18 protein-coding genes are annotated in these 18,369 nt (G+C 67.1%); 3 read left to right on the top strand and 15 right to left on the bottom strand.

Going from position 1 to position 18,369, the window contains the following annotated elements:
• Position 1 precedes the first annotated feature (1 nt).
• The 12 genes from I7X18_RS07680 to I7X18_RS07625 all read right to left on the bottom strand — a co-directional run bounded on the left by I7X18_RS07680 (position 2) and on the right by I7X18_RS07625 (position 9,318).
• Positions 2-241 (bottom strand): hypothetical protein, encoded by a 240-nt coding sequence (locus tag I7X18_RS07680; protein ID WP_226864225.1) that lies wholly within the window; start codon positions 239-241, stop codon positions 2-4.
• Between the two features lie 63 nt (positions 242-304).
• Positions 305-772: a YbaB/EbfC family nucleoid-associated protein gene (locus I7X18_RS07675; protein WP_193047684.1), complete on the bottom strand. Its 468-nt coding sequence runs from the start codon at positions 770-772 to the stop codon at positions 305-307.
• 148 nt (positions 773-920) lie between these two features.
• Complete coding sequence (locus I7X18_RS07670; protein ID WP_193047685.1) at positions 921-1,745, bottom strand: ESX secretion-associated protein EspG; 825 nt, start codon at positions 1,743-1,745, stop codon at positions 921-923.
• A gap of 58 nt (positions 1,746-1,803) precedes the next feature.
• Positions 1,804-4,170 carry a hypothetical protein gene (locus I7X18_RS07665; protein WP_193047686.1) on the bottom strand — a complete coding sequence of 789 codons (2,367 nt, stop codon included), beginning with the start codon at positions 4,168-4,170 and terminating at the stop codon, positions 1,804-1,806.
• Positions 4,171-4,326: 156 nt separating this feature from the next.
• Complete coding sequence (locus I7X18_RS07660) at positions 4,327-4,653, bottom strand: hypothetical protein (protein WP_193047687.1); 327 nt, start codon at positions 4,651-4,653, stop codon at positions 4,327-4,329.
• Positions 4,654-4,739: 86 nt separating this feature from the next.
• Entirely contained in the window at positions 4,740-5,027 is a 288-nt protein-coding gene (locus tag I7X18_RS07655; RefSeq protein ID WP_193047688.1) for a hypothetical protein, read from the bottom strand.
• A gap of 18 nt (positions 5,028-5,045) precedes the next feature.
• A complete protein-coding gene (locus I7X18_RS07650) occupies positions 5,046-5,315 on the bottom strand; it encodes a WXG100 family type VII secretion target (RefSeq protein ID WP_193047689.1) in 270 nt (89 codons plus the stop codon).
• 69 nt (positions 5,316-5,384) lie between these two features.
• The gene (locus I7X18_RS07645; protein WP_193047690.1) at positions 5,385-6,197 is read right to left on the bottom strand and encodes an ESX secretion-associated protein EspG; all 813 of its coding nucleotides are present in this window, start codon (positions 6,195-6,197) and stop codon (positions 5,385-5,387) included.
• The gene (locus tag I7X18_RS07640; protein ID WP_193047691.1) at positions 6,194-7,300 is read right to left on the bottom strand and encodes a PPE domain-containing protein; all 1,107 of its coding nucleotides are present in this window, start codon (positions 7,298-7,300) and stop codon (positions 6,194-6,196) included. The genes I7X18_RS07645 and I7X18_RS07640 overlap by 4 nt, the downstream gene beginning before the upstream one ends.
• A 75-nt stretch (positions 7,301-7,375) precedes the next feature.
• Positions 7,376-7,672: a PE domain-containing protein gene (locus tag I7X18_RS07635; protein ID WP_226864226.1), complete on the bottom strand. Its 297-nt coding sequence runs from the start codon at positions 7,670-7,672 to the stop codon at positions 7,376-7,378.
• 12 nt (positions 7,673-7,684) lie between these two features.
• On the bottom strand, positions 7,685-9,028 hold the full coding sequence (locus I7X18_RS07630) for a hypothetical protein (RefSeq protein ID WP_193047692.1): 1,344 nt from the start codon (positions 9,026-9,028) through the stop codon (positions 7,685-7,687).
• An 11-nt stretch (positions 9,029-9,039) separates the two neighbouring features.
• Positions 9,040-9,318, bottom strand: a complete 279-nt coding sequence (locus tag I7X18_RS07625; protein WP_193047693.1) for a hypothetical protein — start codon at positions 9,316-9,318, stop codon at positions 9,040-9,042.
• Between the two features lie 230 nt (positions 9,319-9,548).
• Between I7X18_RS07625 and eccA the strand changes: the two genes are divergently transcribed.
• On the top strand, positions 9,549-11,360 hold the full coding sequence (gene eccA, locus I7X18_RS07620) for a type VII secretion AAA-ATPase EccA (protein ID WP_193047694.1): 1,812 nt from the start codon (positions 9,549-9,551) through the stop codon (positions 11,358-11,360).
• A 45-nt stretch (positions 11,361-11,405) separates the two neighbouring features.
• Positions 11,406-12,506, top strand: a complete 1,101-nt coding sequence (locus tag I7X18_RS07615) for a MinD/ParA family ATP-binding protein (RefSeq protein WP_193047695.1) — start codon at positions 11,406-11,408, stop codon at positions 12,504-12,506.
• 31 nt (positions 12,507-12,537) lie between these two features.
• Here I7X18_RS07615 and I7X18_RS07610 read toward each other — a convergent pair whose 3' ends face one another.
• Together I7X18_RS07610 and eccE are read right to left on the bottom strand one after the other, a co-directional pair.
• On the bottom strand, positions 12,538-13,335 hold the full coding sequence (locus tag I7X18_RS07610; RefSeq protein ID WP_193047696.1) for a DUF5336 domain-containing protein: 798 nt from the start codon (positions 13,333-13,335) through the stop codon (positions 12,538-12,540).
• Positions 13,332-15,119, bottom strand: coding sequence for a type VII secretion protein EccE (gene eccE / locus I7X18_RS07605; protein WP_232375432.1), 1,788 nt, complete (start codon positions 15,117-15,119; stop codon positions 13,332-13,334). The genes I7X18_RS07610 and eccE overlap by 4 nt, the downstream gene beginning before the upstream one ends.
• A 178-nt stretch (positions 15,120-15,297) precedes the next feature.
• Between eccE and eccB the strand changes: the two genes are divergently transcribed.
• Entirely contained in the window at positions 15,298-16,806 is a 1,509-nt protein-coding gene (gene eccB, locus I7X18_RS07600; protein ID WP_193047697.1) for a type VII secretion protein EccB, read from the top strand.
• 10 nt (positions 16,807-16,816) lie between these two features.
• On the opposite strand, the gene eccD is transcribed toward eccB, so the two are convergent.
• Positions 16,817-18,310: a type VII secretion integral membrane protein EccD gene (eccD, locus tag I7X18_RS07595; protein ID WP_193047698.1), complete on the bottom strand. Its 1,494-nt coding sequence runs from the start codon at positions 18,308-18,310 to the stop codon at positions 16,817-16,819.
• Positions 18,311-18,369 lie beyond the last annotated feature (59 nt).

Raw genomic sequence — 18,369 nt, 5'->3', positions numbered from 1 at the left:
GCTAGACGTCATCCGTCTGCTCAAGCGTGTTGGCTCCGGTACGCAGGCCTTCGGAGTACTCATCGAGCAACTGGGCCTTGGCATCGACTGACCCATCCACCCACTCCCGCTGCGCGTCGTACCCGTTGTCGTTGTCCCCGTGGCGGAACTTGCGGCCGCTGTCGTCGTCACCCCACGGGGACCCTTCGGCGGCGAGATTGGCCGACAACCGCGACATCACACCCTTCATCCTGGTACTCACGTCAGCCAGGTCCTTCGATGTGGAACGCAGCTCGTTGGGTTGAACACCGAATTCCGGCATGGTCTAGCTCCTGATCGTCGGGAACGACGAATCGACGTCGCCGTCGTTCTCGGTCGGCTTCGGCTGGGCTTGCATCGCATCACCCATCGCAGTCACCTCGGCGAGCGCTTCACGGAAGCCGGGCAGACCGATGACGTTGCCCGAGATCTCCGACACCGCCTTTCGCCGCTCGTTCATCGGAGCGAGCAATTCCTGGGACCGCTTGTCCACCTGGCGGACCGCCGCCTGCGCTGCGCTGGTGATATGCCCGCCCAGTTCGGCGATCTCGTGGTCTTCCAGATAGGACTCGTCCACGACGGTCTTGACCACCGTGCGTTGCGCGTTCACGGTCACCTCGACGGTGCCGTCGGCCGCCGTGGCCCGCGCCACCATCGTCGATCGCTGCTCCTCGATGGTGGCCAGGTCGCGCATCTGCTCCTGTACCAGGGCCAGCACCTGACCGAATTCGTTTCGTATCGAATCGTTGCTCACGCTCGTCCTTCCGTCTGGCCAAACGCAGTTGGCATCAAGCTGCTAGCCGGACCCTCTATTGAATGAACGCGTCTGCGCCCGCATGCGTTCGCACCATCGATGGGCGGGTGGCAGGGTCGGTCGACAATCGATCAAGGGCACTCCTCCGTCACGTGTCGCCGCGTGACTCCCGCAGCGCCTCTCTGTCGCTGGCAATCAACCCGTCGATTCGTTCGGCCAATGCAGCTGTGGTGATGGGGATTCCGCGGCTTCGGTCGGGCGCACCCAGATAATCGCCGTCGTCGATCACGCGCACCCAGATCAGATGATCTTTGTTCTTGTCGATGCCCCACTCCGGGGCGGGGCGCCAGTTGCTCTGTATCTTCGCGTACGCCGATACCTGTTCTGCCGACACCGTCACACCACGCGCAGTTCGTACCTCGTGGCGGACCACGACGGTGTCCTCCTCGACGACCGCGGGTCGAGGGGGTGTGTATTCACCGTTCAACACCGTGGGATGACGCCCCGGTTCAACCAAGGCCATGGCATTCGCTACGGTCGCCCCCAGATCGAACGGAGACACGGCGGACACGTCGATCGCGTCCGAGTCGGTTCGTTGTTCCAGCAGATAGCCGGCTTGTCCTGCGAGACAGGCCAACAATCTGATGGGAGGCGTGTCGGCCGGGATGTATTGGACGTGTCCAGTCACCGTGATGTCGGCATTGATCAACGCGTCCAGGCACCTCGAGAACTGACTTAGGTCGCCGGTCCGAATTCGTTCGGGCAACTGGGCCGCATATCGCGCTACCTCGTCGGCGTATTGAAAGCGGGTAGGTCTGGTGAGTAAGAACGGGTAGGGCAGAGGGTCTCTGCCGTAGCGCTCGTTGATGAGCTGCAGATCCAGCAGGTCGAGTGCGCCGATGACCTTTCGCGAGCCTGCGACGTCGTTGTTCCCCGCGAGACTCGCCGCAGCACGATCTCCTGTCGTCGCCATCATGGCCGCCTAAGAGAGCCGGCCGGGGCAGCTTGCCGAAGACTCTCGGCGCGGCGCGTCATGAATCCACGCTCCAATTGGACCCAGCATCCGAACCGTCATCACCGATGACGGACACCACGGCATCGGGCTGACCAATCAGGTCCTGACCGTTGTGGCTGCCACGAAGTGCCTTGTTGCCCTTGTGATCCTTGGCTTCGCCGCCCTTGCCGCCACCGCCGTGACCACCGCCCGACGGCGAACCGCCGCCGCCGCTGGGTCCGGCCTGCGCTGCGTCGACACCCGGGTGGAGCGCGTTGGCGTGCGCGACCGGGTTGAAGTTCGCGGCCGCTACCGGTGCCCCTGCGGTGGGCAGGTGCATCTTGCCGGGCCCGGCAGCTCCGCCGCCAGCAGCGCCCCCACCTGCCCCGCCGCCGTGCCCCGCGCCGCCGCCGGGATGGTCTGCCGGTCCACCGGGAGCCCCGTCGAATCCGGGGCCTCCGCCGAACCCGGGCGGTTGTCCAGCTGCCCCCTGCTGAGCGGTTTGCACGATCTGATTGACCCCGTCCATGATTCCGCCGATCAGGCTGCTGGCGCCGTCGGACGGGCTGCCGGCCGTGCCTGCGGCCAAGCCTGGGATTCCGCCCCCGTTGCCGAGAGCGGACTGCCCGAGCAGGCTCCGATTCAGGTCCTTGGCCCCAGCCCCGTCGGTCGAGTCCAAGCCGGGCATGCCGGTGGCCTGAAGTGCTCCAGAGTCCTTGAGCGCCTTGCTGATATCGGGGAGGTGCGGATCGTCCAGCAGCTTCTGCGCGGCCTTGGCCGTGTCTGGATCACCGAACAGTGTCTTGGCCGCATCGGCCGCCTCTGGATCGCCGAACAACGTCTTGGCGGCGTCGAGGGCCTTGGGATCACCCAGCAGACCCTTGGCCCCGTCACCGAAGAGGGTCTTCGCCGCGTCGGCGAGCTTGGGGTCGCCGAAGATCTTCTTTGCCGCATCTGCCGTCTTCGGATCGTCGAGTAGCTTGTTCGCAGCTTCAATGGACTTCGGATCGGTAAGCAGCTTCGACGGGTCGAACTTGGCGCCCGTGCCGGAGGCACCACTCTTCGACGGATCGTCGGTCCCGCCGAGGTCGGGCAGTTGTGGGCTGTTCGCCCCGAGACTCGGCATGGTCGGGGGAGTGCCGCTGGGCGTACCGGTGCCCGAGGGGGACCCACTTCCGGATCCCGCCCCGGATCCGTCACCGGGGTCCGAAGGCAGGGCCGGGCTCTTCAGATCCGGCGTGGCCGGCGGGTTGAACGATTGCTTCGATGTGCTGTCATCGCCGGGGGACCCCCCACCTGGCGACCCACCCCCGGTTGAGCCGCTGCTGGGATCATTGGCGCTCAAATTGGGCGGCGAGAAAGGTGGAGGCGACGCGTGGTTGCCGCCGCCGCCGCCGTTGTTGCCGCCGTTGCCGTCGCCGTTGCCGCCGTTGCCGTCGCCGTTGCCGCCGTTGCCGTTGTTGTTGCCGCCGTCGTTGTTGTAGCCGTCGTTGTTGCCGCCGCCGTTGTTGTAGCCGTTGTTGCCGCCGCCGTTGTTGTAGCCGTTGTTGTTGTAGCCGTTGTTGTTGCCGTCGCCGTCGTTGTTGCCGTTGTTGTAGCCGTTGTTGTTGCCGTCGTTGTTGCCGTTGTTGTTGCCGTCGTTGTTGCCGTCGTTGTTGCCGTCGTTGTTGCCGTTGTTGTTGCCGTTGTTGTTGCCGCCGCCGCCGTTGCCGTCGTTGTTGTTGCCGTCGCCGCCGTTGTCGCCGTTACCGCCAGTGGCATCGGACTTGAAATCCACTGCGGGCTGATTCTTGGCGATGTCTTGGATTTCCGGCGAATAATAATTCTTCATCACGTCTTGGGCGAACGTGTTGAAGTATCGCCGAACCTCTTCTTCATCACTGGGGTAACTAGACAGGCAATCTTGGTAGGTCGACCACTGGTCGACGATGTTGTGCTTGTTGGTCGACATCACCTGCGAGAGATACTCGCTCAACGTGCCGAAGGCGAAGGCCGCCTTGCTCGCTTCGTCCGGCTCGGCATAAGATAACTTCAGGTCGGCCATGGCCGCGCGATGCGTATCACCCTGCCAACCACCCTCCTGGTCCAACTTCGATATCGCGTCTTTGATGTTGGTCAGGCCAGTCTGAATGTTCTGGTGAATCGCGTGCAATGTGTCTTGGTAACCGGGTGCCATGTTCTCTGACACATCGAGCATTTGGGTGTGGATGTACTCATAGTCCATCCCGTCGAAGTTCTCCAGATTGACTGGCGCAGCGTCTACACGCGCTCCGTTCGCACCCAATTCACCCAGCGTCTTGTCGGGTCGGTTATTGCCCCCGCCTTCGCGCGGCTTGCCATTATTGTCCTTGATCTTGCCGTCGACGTGGTCCTTCTTGTAATCGTCGAAGTCGTAGGCAGACATGTTTTATCAGTCCTCCACAACCGTCGACACCGCGTCGACCGACCCCGCCGCACGGCAACGGTCGACTCGTGAACTCGTACAACGATTGGATTCGACGGAAATCATCCAGACTCCTTGGCGGCGCGCGCTGCAGATGGGAACTGAGGTTGGGTGTAGCTATCCGGTCGCGATCAGTCGTTTCGCGGCCTCGTTGACCGTCTCGACGAGTTTGTCGAGGTATGCGGTGTAATCGCCGATGTACTGCTTGAACTCGTCGAGCCCGTTTTCCAAGTTCTTCTTGGCTTCGTAAGCGGAGTGAAATCCGCCAGTAGGGCCGTACGCGGGGAGAGCGTTGAGCTTTGTGAGCTGGTCCTGGAGGACGGTGCGGAAGTCGGTGATCGCCGTGATGTACGCGTCCTTGACCTCCGTCGATATCTTGAGGTCAGCGGGCCCGTTGGTTGCGGCGTTCTTGATTTTGGTGATCTTGTCGAGGTTTTCTGCCATCGATCTTCGTGTCTCCTAGTCGGCACAGCGGGCCGGTCTCGCGGGGTCGGGAACACGTTGGCGTGTTCCCGACCCCGCGGATCCGATCAGAACGACGCGGCGTTGGCCCGGTCGAGGGACTGCATTGCGTCCTGCTGATCCTGAGCCTGCTTCTGGGTGTTGACGGTGGTGTTCACCGCTTCGTCCAGCATGCCGTCGATCTTCTGGTGCGCGGCGCTGAGTGCGGCGGCGCCCTCGCCCTCGTAGACGCTCATCAGCGTCGTGAAGATCGAGCTGATGTCTTGGCGCACTTCCTGAATGTTGTTCAACATTCCGTTGATGTCGGTGAGCGACCCGGCGTTCGCGCCGAAGTTGTAGAGAATGTTCTCAGCCATGTCTGTTCTCCCTGTTCCTTAGCCGTTGTCCATGTTGGCGACCGCCCGGAGGTGCTCCGAGCCCTTCTCGACGGTCACGTCGAGCGACCTGATGATCTCGTCGAACTCCTCGCGCTGCGCCTGCGAGGTCTGCTGGTAGGTCGAGGCGCTGCCACCCTGCCAGTTCGCCGACAGCATCTGCTCCTGCGCGTCGCTGATCTGGTTCAGCTTCTGCACGGCCTGCCCGCGAGCCTCTTGAATCTGCTGGATCTTTGCCTCGGCCTCGGCCGGGGTGAGTGAAACGCTCATGTGCGGATTGTTGCCTTCCTGGTGAATCTTGAAATTGCCTGTACAGCGGTGTTTCTCACGTGGGTCCTGCTACCCGCCCTCCCATCTCTCGGTAGAGAGTTCGACGAGCTGGCTCATGGCCTGACCGAAGACCTGGTCAGACCCCGGCTTGAGGGTCGACCACAGTTGTCCGGATGGCGAGATACTGGGGACGGCGATGATGCGGCCGCGTGCGGTGAACAGGACCGCGACGGCTGCAGGCACTCGTGCGATCAGGTCTTCGCCGTCGACCAGAGCGCTGTAGACGATCTCGGCGAACGCCTGCCTCGATCCCAGCGCCGCCCCCAACAGCGCAGCGGCACGTTGCTGGACTCCCAGCGCTCGGATTCGATCCGCGAGGACGACGGGGTCATGGCTTTCAGACAGCGCCTCGGTCATGTCCGGCAGAGGCGCTCCGACCGGATCGATCGCGGCCGGATCGGCGGACGGCATGTCGCCGAGGAGCGTTGCCGCAGCGTCGGATAGCGCGATGTTGACACCCAGGATCCTGACGTCGAGCTGGTCGCCGACGCGCCGGGCCATGACGCACAACGGACCCCGCCGGGCGACGCTGGAGCGCGCAATTCCGGCCGGAGTCACCAATCGCATGACGAGTTCGCGGTCGGGCCGTTGCAACGCGTGAAGCGTCGTGACAATCTCCGGATCGACCACACCGTCGACGATGACGCCCCGTTGAGTGAGGGTGTGCGCCGCGTGGCTCAACGCGGCATCCCGGACGTCCACCGTGGCGTGACGAGGCCGCAATCCCAGAACCGTGGGCGACCCGGGCCCGGACGTCCGCAACGTCAGCGCCGCGAGTTCGTCTGCCGTGAAAGACCATTCCTGGGTCAGCGTTCCAGTCACGCGTCCGTCTCCGTTCCACGACCGATGACTGCGGGCGTGACCCAGTGATCCGACACCTGTTCCAGCGTCGCTTCCGGCGGATCTGCGTACGTGGGCGCCTCCGGTTCGGACGGGAGGACCAAACCGTCGAAGGCTGAACTGGTCGGGCCCCAGCTCACGTTCGACACGAGCAGAGGTGCGTCGCTCTTGGCCGTCGCGGGCAGCCAGTTCGTGCCGCCGTCGGCCAGGCCTGCCTCGGGTTCACCGCCGCCTGCCAGAGTTTCGGTGCCGAGCGCCGACTCGTGCTCGCGCGAGTCGACGCTGCGGCCCATGCCGGCCGCCATCGGACCGTAACCACCCATGCCGCCCATACCGGTTCCGGCACCGGCCGAGGTACTGCTGACCGCTGCGCCGGCAGACGCATGCCTCGCCTCGCCGCTGGACTTGACCGCGGTGACTCTGAACGCCCCGAGCGGGGCGGGGGGGACGGCGGCACCGCCAGCCCCAACGCCACCTCCGCCGTGACCCGCTCCGTCTCCGCTGGCCGCCTGCGTCTCGCGCTCTGCGGCTCGCGCCGATCCGTTGCTGACGTCGGGTGGGGGCGGCTGGTCCCACGGCTCGGCGAAGCCGGAACACGAGTCCTCGTATTGCTGCATCACCGCAGCTGCGTTGGTCTGGTCGGCGTCCGCCGCCTCGTCGAACTCTGCGAACCGCCCATTGAGGATGGCTCCGTTGTAGGCAGCCAACGACGCCATCACGTCGCGGGCGGTCTGCGCCTCGACGGCTTCCGATACCGTCGGCATGGCCAGGATGGCGACGCTGTGGGCGACGGCGGCCTCTTCGGCCCGTTGCCCATTTCCTGCTGCGCTGAGACTCATTGCCCGCAGCCAATTCCCGAAGTCCTGGATCCGGCGGACCACCGCTTCGGCCGAACCGCTCTCGAACGCGCCGGTCAGCTGGTCGGCGAGCCTCTGGTAATCCTCAGCCACGGCAGCCAACTCGTTGGCGACACGCACCCAGCCAGCTCCGGCTTGACCGGCGGGAGTGGGGCCGGGCCCCTCGGTCAGGTCTCGGGCGAGCTGCTCGGTGCTGCGCGATTCCCACGCGACGTTCGTGAATCCCATGTCCTGACCTCCTCTCTGGAGCTGCCGGTGAGTGACGATTGCTGCGGTGCACGATCGGGTGATCGACGCCGACGGTCAGACTGCGAAGCCTTCGTCGAGGTTCGTGACGTCGTCGGCCTGAGAACGCAGAGTGGCGGCCGTCTCGCGCATCTCGGTGGCACCCCGTTCCACGGACGCGCCGAACGCGTCGTGAACGCCGTTGAGGGTGTTCGCAACCCGCTGCGATACCTCGTCACGCGCGCCCGCCTGCACCGACAGGTTGGGGGTCTCGGTGTGCATCAACTGCTCCACGCGGCTGGCCAGCGCGTCCAACTGGGCCGATGCCTCGGCGACCTCCGTCGGCCGCATCCGCAGAATCTCGTTGTCCACCATGAGTTTCGACTCCTATCTAATCCGCAGTCCGACATCGGGACTGTCCAGTGGGTCCTTCTCACCGATTACCGGTGGTGCGACTCTGCCGAGATCACCGACGATCTCGCCGCCCTGGTCCGAGGTGTGCAGGAAGTCGGCCGCGCTGTGGCCGCCGGCGATCCCGGCCTTGCCCTGGTGGCCCATCGGGGCCCCGCCCCCCATTGGCGCGCCGGCCCCCGCAGCTGCGACGCCGGACCTCGCCGACGTGGCCTGAACCGGAGTGGTGGTCTCGGCGGCGGGAAGCGCGGCACCAAGCGGGCGTGCGGCCGGCGCAGTGGCCGCGGCCGACAGTCCGCTGCCAAGAGCGCCGGCACCACCACCCGACGCGCCTCCACCACCACCGCCGCTGCCTGCCGCATCCGCAGCCCGGGCCGGGGCCGGGGCCGTCGTCGCGCCCGTCGGGGCGCTCGCGCCCGATACAGAACCGATCGCCTGCACCACCGGAGACGCGACCGAAGATGCCAGTTGCATCAACGGATTCAACGCCTGCACTCCCGTTCCGAGAGCGGGGGTGGCGGTGACGTCCACGGCAGCACCGGCAGTCGTCACCGTGGCAGCTTCGCCTGCCAGGGTGCCCTGGGTCTGCGCCATGACCTCGCCGGTCGAGGTGACCGCCTCCGTCGCGGCCGCGATGGCCGCGGCAATTCCCCAGGGGAAGATAATGTTCGGCCCGATGGCGGCGATCTTGGCCCAAAACACGTTGATGATCTCGATGAGACGCGCCTGTGCGTCCTGCACCGCAGCGGTCGCCGTAGCGAGGCTCGAACGGAGCGTCGCAGCCTGGTCGGCCACCCTGCTTCCATCCGACAGCGCGGCTTGGGTGGTGGTCTGTGCCGCCGTACTGGCGTCACCCTGCCAATCGTCTCCCAGGACCGCGAGCGCCTCCTGCACTTGGCTTCCCGCGGTCTCCAGCGCCTGGTTGATCCCGTCGAACGACTGCGTCGGGTCGGGTTGGCCCATTTGACCCGAGCCAAGGCTGCCGAGTGCGTCGGTGACCGGTTGAATCATCTGCGATGGATCGAATCCGCCAGCCCCACCGTCGCCGGGCGCATCGCCACCGGGGGATTGGGGTGGCTGCGACTGATGCGACGGTGCGGGATTAGCCGGGTTGGCCGGGTTGGCCGGGTTGGCCGGCGCTCCGTTCGAAGCCAGCCCGAGCCGGGACAGGATGTCGCGGACCGGCTCGTTCAGGTAGCCGTCCAGGTTTGCATGTGCCGCGTCGAGGGCGCCGGATGACTCCGAGTTCGGCTCCGCCGACACCGGGCGCAGCGTCTCGGCGCTGACCCCCGGTGAGTAGTGCGGCGTCGTCGATGCCACCGAGCCCCCGCTCAGCCGTTGTCGGTGGCGATGAAGGAGGTTTTCGCTGCCTCCGTCGCCACCCCGATCGCAGCGTGCAGTTGGGCAACCGCCAGTGTCGCGGCATAGTTGTTCGCCTGAGCCGGCCCGTAAGCCGCGAGGAACTCGGCGCCGATCGGACCCAATGCCGCCGCGGCCGAGCCCATGTTCGCGGCGTGGTCTGCCGATCCCGCCGCGGCCACAGCCTGTGCGGCAGCGGCATTGGCGGCCGAAAACGCCTCGAGCCCTGGGGGAACCACTGAAAACGCCATCTGACTTCCTCTCGGGAATGCCACGCGAACTAGCAACGGCAGAATGCTCTACGGGTTAGAACGGACGATGAATCAGATCCGTTCACTCGCGATGCTGGAGCCGCGATCAGAGCCGCCACCGCACCCGCAATGAACGTTCGCGACCATTCCCTCGTTTCAGATCGTGACGGCGACGCCGCGACGTGGTGGACCGGCACGAAGGAGATGTGGACCCCGATGAGTGGTGCCCGATGAGCAGTGACAGCCGTGACGCGCAACAGGTTTTCGACGCCGGGGTGCTGTCCCTGGGCATCCCGATCGACGGCCTCGAGATCGAGCGGGACCTGCAGTACGCGGCGTCGGCGTTCCAGCGGGCCACGCAGTACGACCCAGGCATGTGCGATGCCTGGCTCGGCCGGGCAGCCACCGGCGAGAGCACCGCCGAGGTGCTTCATCACCTGAACGTCACCGCGCCGAACCTCGGTCGCGAGCAGCGCCGGCTGGGCCTGGCCCCGCGCTCACTGACGGGGCGCTTCGAAACCGGGCTCTACCTCGACTACCCGCTCAGCTCCCTATCCGAGATTCGTGTCGCCTACGCGGCCAGCCTCATTCAGGGCAGGGACTACGGAGCAGCCGAACAGATCCTCGACGGGCTGGCCAACGCCGGCGGCTCGGCCGCGGACCCGTCGACCGACCAGATTCAGGCGTACGTGCGCGGCGTCCTGCACTTCACGACCCAACGCTGGCCTGACGTGCTGACCGCGCTCGCCGACTCGGCGTCCTACGCCGACGAGTACATCGCGGCCGGGTGCCACCTCATGGTGGGTTCGGCCTGCGCCCAGATGGGGCTGTTCGGCGAAGGCATCCGCCGACTGGATCAGGCGATCGGTGGCCCCATCCCCGCGGCGCGGCGCGCTGCGGAGTTCTGCAAGGGGCTCACCCTGCGCGAGATGGGCAACGAACCCGACGCACGCCAGATCTTTGAGCGGATCTACAGCGAGGAGCCTGATTTCGCGGCCAACTACGCCGCCCTGCAGGACCCCAAGTTTCGGCTGGTGATCACCACCAAGGAGTCCATCGATTCCCGCCGGGACAAGTGGGATCCCGCGAGTGCTCCAACGGGTGCAGACGTCGACGCCGAGGAGCACGCCGAACGCAGCAACCAGCATCTGCGGGCCGCACAGGAGGAGCTCGACCGCCAGATCGGTCTCACCGACGTCAAATTGCAGGTGGCCAAGCTGCGGTCGGGTGTCGCGTTGGCCAAGTTGCGTCGGGACAAGGGCCTCAACACGGCGTCGAGCAGTCTGCACCTGGCCTTCACCGGCCCTCCCGGCACCGGCAAGACGACCATAGCCCGGGTCGTTGCCCAGACCTATTGCGGTTTGGGCCTATTGGAGACGCTCAAGGTCGTCGAAGCCAAGCGTCAAGACTTCGTCGGCCAGCACCTCGGCAGCACGGCGATCAAGACGACCGAACTGATCGACTCCGCCATGGGCGGGGTGCTGTTCATCGACGAGGCGTACACCCTGATCCAGACCGGTCTGTCCGGCGGCGACGCCTTCGGCAAGGAAGCGGTGGACACCCTCCTGGCCCGCATGGAGAACGACCGCGACCGCCTGGTCGTCATCATCGCCGGATACGACAATGAGATCGACCGCTTCCTGGGCGCCAATGAGGGGCTGTCGTCCCGCTTCACCAAGCGGATTCGCTTCCCGTCCTACACCCCGAACGAACTGGGTGACATCGGGCGTCTGATCGCCAGTTCGCGGGATTCCGAGCTGTCCTCGGGGGCGTACGACGAGTTGGTGACGGTGTGCGCCGAACTGTGCTCGGGCCGATCTGCAGACGCGGACGGCAAGATGCGCCAGAACATAGACCTCGCCGGCAACGGTCGGTTCGTCCGCAACGTGATCGAGGCAGCCGAGGAGGAACGCGCGTTCCGCCTGACCGAGAGCTACGGCATGGCACTGGATGAAATCGACGAGACCGAGCTGGTTCGAATCGAGTCCAGTGACGTCAAGGGTGCCTTGAGCAACATCCTGCAGACCCTCAACCTCCAATAGCCTCCAGTAGCCCGAACCGTCCAACAGCACGAAAGAGGAGACTGCGTGACCGACCACGACGGCATCGACGGACCCGGGCGCCACCATGACCGGGCACGGAGGCGTCCCGAAGCGGAAGGCGCCGAGGAGATCTCGTCCCGGTTCAACACCAGCTTCACCGCGGGAAACCTGAGCTCGGCCACACCACCACCGCGAGACTCCCCCTCGGCCGCCGAACTGGGTTTGACGCGCTCGGAGCGGGCCCCCGGACGGCATGGTTGGCGCAAGGCGCTGCACCGCGCCACGGGGGGAACCGTTACGCCGGGGGTGGACGCAGACGCCGGCACGGGGCCGGTCCGACCCGGCCGTCTGCACCACGGGATCTGCAGCATCGCCGTGCTTTCCATGAAGGGTGGGGTGGGAAAGACGACGACAACCGTCGGACTCGGTTCGACGATCGCGACCATGCGGGGCGATCGGGTGATCGCCGTTGATGCCAATCCCGACCTCGGGACGCTCGCCCAGCGCGGACCCGACCAGGTTCGGTCCACGGTCCGTGACCTGTTGGCAGACAGAAGAATCGCGCGTTACTCCGACGTCCGGCGGCACACCTCGCAGAGCCCGAGCCGCCTGGAATTCCTGGGTTCGGCCCGCGACCCGGCGGTGTCCGAGGCGTTCTCCGAGACGGACTACCTCAACGTCCACCAGGTTCTGGACCGCTTCTACAACGTCGTCCTGACCGACTGCGGAACCGGCCTGACTCACTCGGCGATCCAAGGCGTGCTGAATGCCGCAAGTGCCCTGGTGGTGGTCGCATCCCCGGCGATCGACTCCGCCCGCAGCGCCCTGGCCACCCTGGACTGGCTCGAACACCACGGTTTCGGTTACCTGGCGGCCAACACCAGCGTCGTCGTCAACTCGCCGTGGGCCGGGGACACCTCGGTCAACGTCTCCCAGCTGACCCGGTACTTCCACGGCCGGGTGAAGAACGTCTTCGTCGTTCCGTACGACGACCACCTGGCCGAGGGCGGCGAGATCCAGCTCGATCGGCTCAATCGCAAGACCAGGTCGGCCTATACGGCATTGGCCTCGGCCATGCCGTCGGCCTTCAAACACGGAGGGCGCAGTGGGGATTTCATTCTGCGCCGAGTGGGGCGTGCGGTCTGATCTCATTCAGGTTGAGGCCGGTCTGAACGGGTCAGTACGCACCCGGTGACGTTGGGGCGGGGCCCGGCGCAGCCTGGCCCCGCCCTTCGTACGCCCGATCCGTCCGGTCGGCCCCGGGCATGCCCGTGTCAGCAGTGACCCCACCATCGGCGCGCCGCACCGTGGGCTCCGACAGTGCCGGCGCCAACGGCGACACGTGCTGGGCATACTTGGCCTTCATGTCAGCCCATGCGTCCTGATCGCTGTGGGCCGTGCCGGCGCCCCGGGCGTCACCCGCGGCATCCGCCGCGCCCGCGGCGGAGTGCTGATCGGGAAAGTTGGCCCCGTACTGTTGGGCGTATTCCCAGTAATCCCGGACGTATTGGGCATACACGTCGTAGTCGTTCTGGGGTGCGGACTGCGTCCCTGCCGATCCCCGGGGTTCGAGCAGCAGGGCCGACACCGCCACCACCACCTGTAGCGCCACCAGGACGTCGACCACGATCGAAACCCGGCCCGCCCCGCCGGCCGTGACCGTGGTGGTCACGGCATCGCCGAACGCGGTCACCGCCACGGCGACGGCGAGCCACCCGCGCACTGTCTGCCCGGGCAACAGACCGGTGACGGCGACCGCACCCGCCAGCACGGCGAGCGGGATCGCGAACCCCGGCGGGACGACCGCGGCCAGACCCACCGCCCACGCCGCCATCCCGAAGACGCCGGTCGCAGCCCAGAGCACTTGCGGCAGAGATGGTTTCGTGCGTCCGGTTGAACCCGTCGAATCCCAGCGTTCCGACGGATCGGCTTCGTAACCGTTCTGGCCGTACACGTCGTCGGATCCCTGACTCATCGCTGCTCCTGCCTGCCCGGCCAGTCCCACGCGGGCTGGTCATGGTCGTCGGTCCATCCATGCGCGTCCACCCGGTCGACCACGTCCACCCGGTCGACTTCGTCAACCACGTCGAACGACGACCCGATGTAGCGCATCTCCTCGTCGGTCGCCACCATCGTCACCGTCGCCGAACCCGTCCGAGTGGTCACCAACACCTCGTCACGGTCCTGGTCGAGCAGTTGCAAGCGAACGTCGGCTGCCGTCGACGGTGGGCTGTGGGTGGGGCTCACCACCATGGCGGTCATCCCTACCCGTACCGACCGCTCGGGTTCCCCGTCGTACATCTCCACCGAGTACTCCCGACGCGAACCGGCCTCGATGGCGCCGCGGTCGGTACCGGTTGCGTGGAGTTGGTTCACGTCACCCACCGCCTCGACCATCTCGCGCCACGCCCAGGTACGCCGGGTATGCACGCGAACGCGAGCGCCCAGCGCCAGGGACCGCAACACCACCTGCTGGGCCAGGTGCAGCGTGCCGTGCAGCTCCACCCTGGCCACGGACGGCCCGAACAGCGACAAGGCGACCGCGCGTCCGTATTCGTCGGCACCGACGACCTGACCACAACCGGAGGCAGGCAGCCCGAGACCGGCCAGCGCCTGTGCACCCTCGTCGCCCCGGACCGTCATCCATTGGCCGACCGGCCGTCTCGGCGTCGGCAAGGGCAGGGCGCAGACGAGCGCGTCGAACTGACGCCCCCCTAGTTGGCGCAAACCAGCGTGCCCCGGTCGGCCGCGACCGAGTGAATCCAGGCGGACGATGCCGCGGAGCTCGACCACGTCGCGCTGCTCGTCGCGCCGCAGGGACAGCGTCACCGTGGTCGCGCGGCTGGGCAGGTTCCACAGCGAGCCGAGTCCCTCGGAGGTACACGTCGCGGGCGCGATCCCGTAGCTGCGCAACTGAAGTCGACCGCTGTGGCAGGCCGTCCAGGTCTCCTCCAGCGCCTCGAGATTCACACCGCCGGAGAACTCGGTGACCGCCTGGGTCATATCGGAGGCGGTTGTGGTGCTGGCCCGCAGTCCGGCATCGCGCAGCCTGTTGGTGACCCTCCGCGTCGCGACGGCCGCGGTGCGCAGCGCCGCGTCCCAACCACCGCCTCGAGCCCGGATGGCCTCGGGGCAACGAGCCGGATCCAGCCGAACGGCTACCCAGACCGAGCGGTGGGCGATGGCAGGCAGTGGCCCCAGGACGGCGTCGTACACCGCTGCGACGTGCCCGTGCCCGGCCGACCGGGAACCCTGGCTGATCACGTCGATCGACTCCAGCGCGATGTCGAACTGCCGCAAACAGTCAGCGAGGACGCCCACGGGCACCGTCTCGCCCGAGACCGTGACCCCCGGTTCCAGCACGGTGAGCGACTGCGGGGTCTCCTCGACGCGGATCATCGACGTCAATAATCTTCCGTCCCAAGCGAACCCGATGTGCGTGCCTTCGGTCTGCTCGTGGTCGAACGGGTCCCAGCGAGGCGTTGCGTGCCGTCGGCGCCGTCGACGGTCCCGCCAGAAGTCGAACCGTGCGAGCGCCCACCGCGGGAACGACCGTCCGGCCACTGGCACCACGAAGACCACTCCGATGACCAATCCGCAGGCGGCACCCCACCATTCGGGTTGGTCGAGCAGCAGGGCGAGAGCGAGGCCGATGCATACGACTGCCTGGACCAGCAGCAGATCCGCCAGCGGCATCATTCGCTCGACCGGGAGCCGGTCGGTCGAGGTGAACGCCACCGCGCCCGGTCCCGCCGACACTGGGGCCCTACGGCGTCGACGCGCGGTCGTCGTGCTCAACGGGTGGTCTCCGTCCAGGAAGTGTGGCGCCACGTAAGCCGCGCTGTGAATGGTTTCGTCGCGGATTCGGTTTCTCTACTAGTAAGACGCTCCCGACGCAGCATTCCTTCGGGAGACCACGGGCGGAGGTAGGCAACGCATGCCGGCACAGGTCACCACACGCGCTCAGGTGAACGGCTACCGCTTCCTGCTGCGACGGCTACAACATGCGCTGATCCGTGCTGACTCGCGGATGATCCACGACCCGATGCGGGGCCAGATGCGAGCCCTGCTCACCGGAGTGGCCGTCGCCGTTCTCATCGCAGGCGCCGCGGGAGTCCTCGCGTTCTTCAAGCCCGCCCCCAACTTCGGCAAGTCGACGATCATGCTGAGCGACACCGACGGCGCTCTGTACGTCCGGATCGGCGACCGGTTGCACCCCGCGCTCAATCTCGCCTCAGCCCGGCTGGCCGCCGGGAAGAACGAGGCACCGGGCCGGGTGGACCGCAAGTTCCTCGACACCGTGGCCCGCGGTCCTGCGCTGGGCATCATCGGGGCCCCCAGCGCCATTCACTCCGGGGAGGACATGAGCACCTCGGCATGGGCGGTCTGCGATTCCACGGTGACACCCCCCGTCACGGCGTCTGTCGGCACGACGTCCGTGTCGACGACGGTCCTGGCCAACAACCCCGTGCTCGGCCCCGACATTCTGCCGGCGATCAGCGGGCAGGCGCTGCTGGCGCGGTCGGGGAACGCCACCTATCTGCTGTACGACGGGGTCCGCGCCGCAATCGACGCAAGCGACCCGGTCCTCACCGCCGCCCTTCGTCTGGACGGCGTGCCACCCAGGGAGGTCTCGCTCGGGCTGCTGAACGCGTTCCCCCTCGTCGCGCCCATCCGGTCGATTCGCATCGACGGGATCGGTGCCGCCACGTCCTACCTACCGCCGGAATTCCCGGTGGGCTCACTGGCGCGCACCACGGACTCGCGGGGTGACCAGCTCTACGTCGTCTTGGCCGAGGGACTCCAACCGGTCTCGGTAGCGACCGCCGACATCATTCGCTACGGCAACCCGGAGTCCGCCGCGGCGCGCGAGCCATCGGTGATCTCACCGGCCCGGCTCGGTCAACTCCCGGTCGTCCACCTGCTGGGCGTCGACGACTACCCGGCGGCCGCCCCGGATCTGGTGAGTGCCGACTCCGCACCCGTGGTGTGCATGTCCTGGGAGCGCCGCGTCGGGAGTGCCTCGGCGTCGACGAGGGTGCTGCTCGGCAACCGGTTGCCGTTGCCCCACGAGGCCCAGCCGGTGCAGGTGGCCAGCGCCGACGGCGCCGGACCCGGTGTCGACGCGGTGTACCTCAAGCCGGGCACCGGTGAGTACGTGCAAGCCGCGAACCAGGGGTCCGGACCGGCGCTCGGCGACCTGTTCTACGTCAGCGACCTGGGCCTGCGCTTTCCCGTCAAGGATGCGGCGACCGCGGCGATCCTCGGTCTGGCCGGGGTGCGCGAGTCACGCGACGGCCCCGAACACGCCCAGCCGGCCCCCTGGCCGATCCTGTCGCTGCTCCCACCTGGACCTCGGCTGTCGCAGCAAGCGGCGATGATCGCCCACGACGGCATGGCCGCCGACCCCGCGGGGCAAGCCATCGGGTCCAGCAGCGGGCCCTAGGGGCCACGCGTCACAGGCGCAGCCCCCGGAAGAACGCATAGACCCCGACGATCCAGCAGGCCAGCGGCACGACCAGGCCGACGGCGAGGTACTCGCCGAGCTCGGCCAAGCGTCGCATCACCGGGGAGAACTCGACCCTTGGCGCCACCAGGCCGCACGCCACGACGAGCATGGTCATGGCGATCAGTGCCAGGGCGGCCTGGACCCGCCACTCGGGAAGGAAGACCGCGACCTCGGCGACGACCAGCAGGGCGGTGAGCAAACCACCCCCGATCAAGGTGGCGGCCTGGACGAGGTCGTGGTGACTCCTCCCCCGTAGACACAGGACCGTCGCAACCGCGATCCCGAAGGCCGCGCTCTGCCAATGGAAGCCGTCGTCGACGTCATGGGCCAGGTAGGCACCGGTGACGGCCGCGATCGCGGCCGCGGAGACGACTCCGGTCAGGTAGTCCGACGCCCGACTGACGCGTCGGCTCATCCCCTCCTCGTTGGGAACGATCCGGCTGATCGCGCGTAGCGCATCCACCCCGTCGACCGCGGTCCCACCCTGGATTTCGATGTCGTCGAGCGGTTCGCCTGCCGTCGGTACGCGAGGGACCGGCAGTCGCGACGCCATGATCGTGATTCCCGGAGCAAGGTACACGACCACGACGGCGACCGTCGCCAGGATCGCCCCGATCGTCCGGGGCGCCGGATCGACGGTCAACTGGGCCAGTGACATCGGAATACCGAACGCCGCCAACGCGATGATCCCGCTGAACAGGGCCCGGCCGGTTCCGGTGAGCAGCAGCAGGAGCAACGCCGTCAGCGCCGTCACGCCCAGCGCCACCGGCAGCGCGGCGATGCCCTGGGCGGCAGGCAGGACGTACAGCAGACCACCGAACAGCAACGGCAGCGCCGCGACGACGGGGCCCGCCGCGCTCTCCGAGTTCTCGGCCGGCCGGGCCCTGACACACGCGATCGCCGCACCGACGGCACCGACGAGGACGAGAACGATCGCCGCCACGGGGACGCCGAACACCCTAGGTCCGGATGCGAGCGTGGGCAGCACCAGCGCCGCGGCGACCGAGAGAACCGTGCTCATCGCATACCAGCCCGTCGCGGGCCGCCGGAGCCACGAGTCGCCGCCGGCCGGCTCCTCGCCGGACCCCGTCAGCTCGTCGGCCAGAATCGATGGGGAAGGTTCGCCGACCTGCCGGATCAGCAGGACGTCGCCGTCGAACACCTCCGCCTCGGCCAGGGTCCGTCGGGGGTCGATGACGGCCCCACTGAGGCGTGCGAAGGTCCATCGCCCCACGCCCGCAGCGGTATCGTCGTCGACCTGGCCGTCGACGTCACCGAGGTTGGCCATGTCGACGACTTCGCCGGCGAGGACGGAGACGCTCACCGTGGTGGGCAGGCCTACGTCGATGAGATGGGTTCCGACGACGACGGTCACCCGGCTCAGCTGCTGGTCTTCGTCCGATTCGCCGTCGAGTGCGGACAGCGTGGGCGGCAGTGTCATGGTTCGGCGGCCTCCCGGCGACTCGCGTGTGGACGACATCTCTCGACAAAACGAACGTG

Origin of the sequence: Mycolicibacterium baixiangningiae (assembly GCF_016313185.1) — a bacterium.
GTDB lineage: Bacteria > Actinomycetota > Actinomycetes > Mycobacteriales > Mycobacteriaceae > Mycobacterium > Mycobacterium baixiangningiae.
The sequence above is the reverse complement of the archived record's forward strand: the minus strand, read 5'-3'. Positions and strand labels throughout refer to the sequence as shown.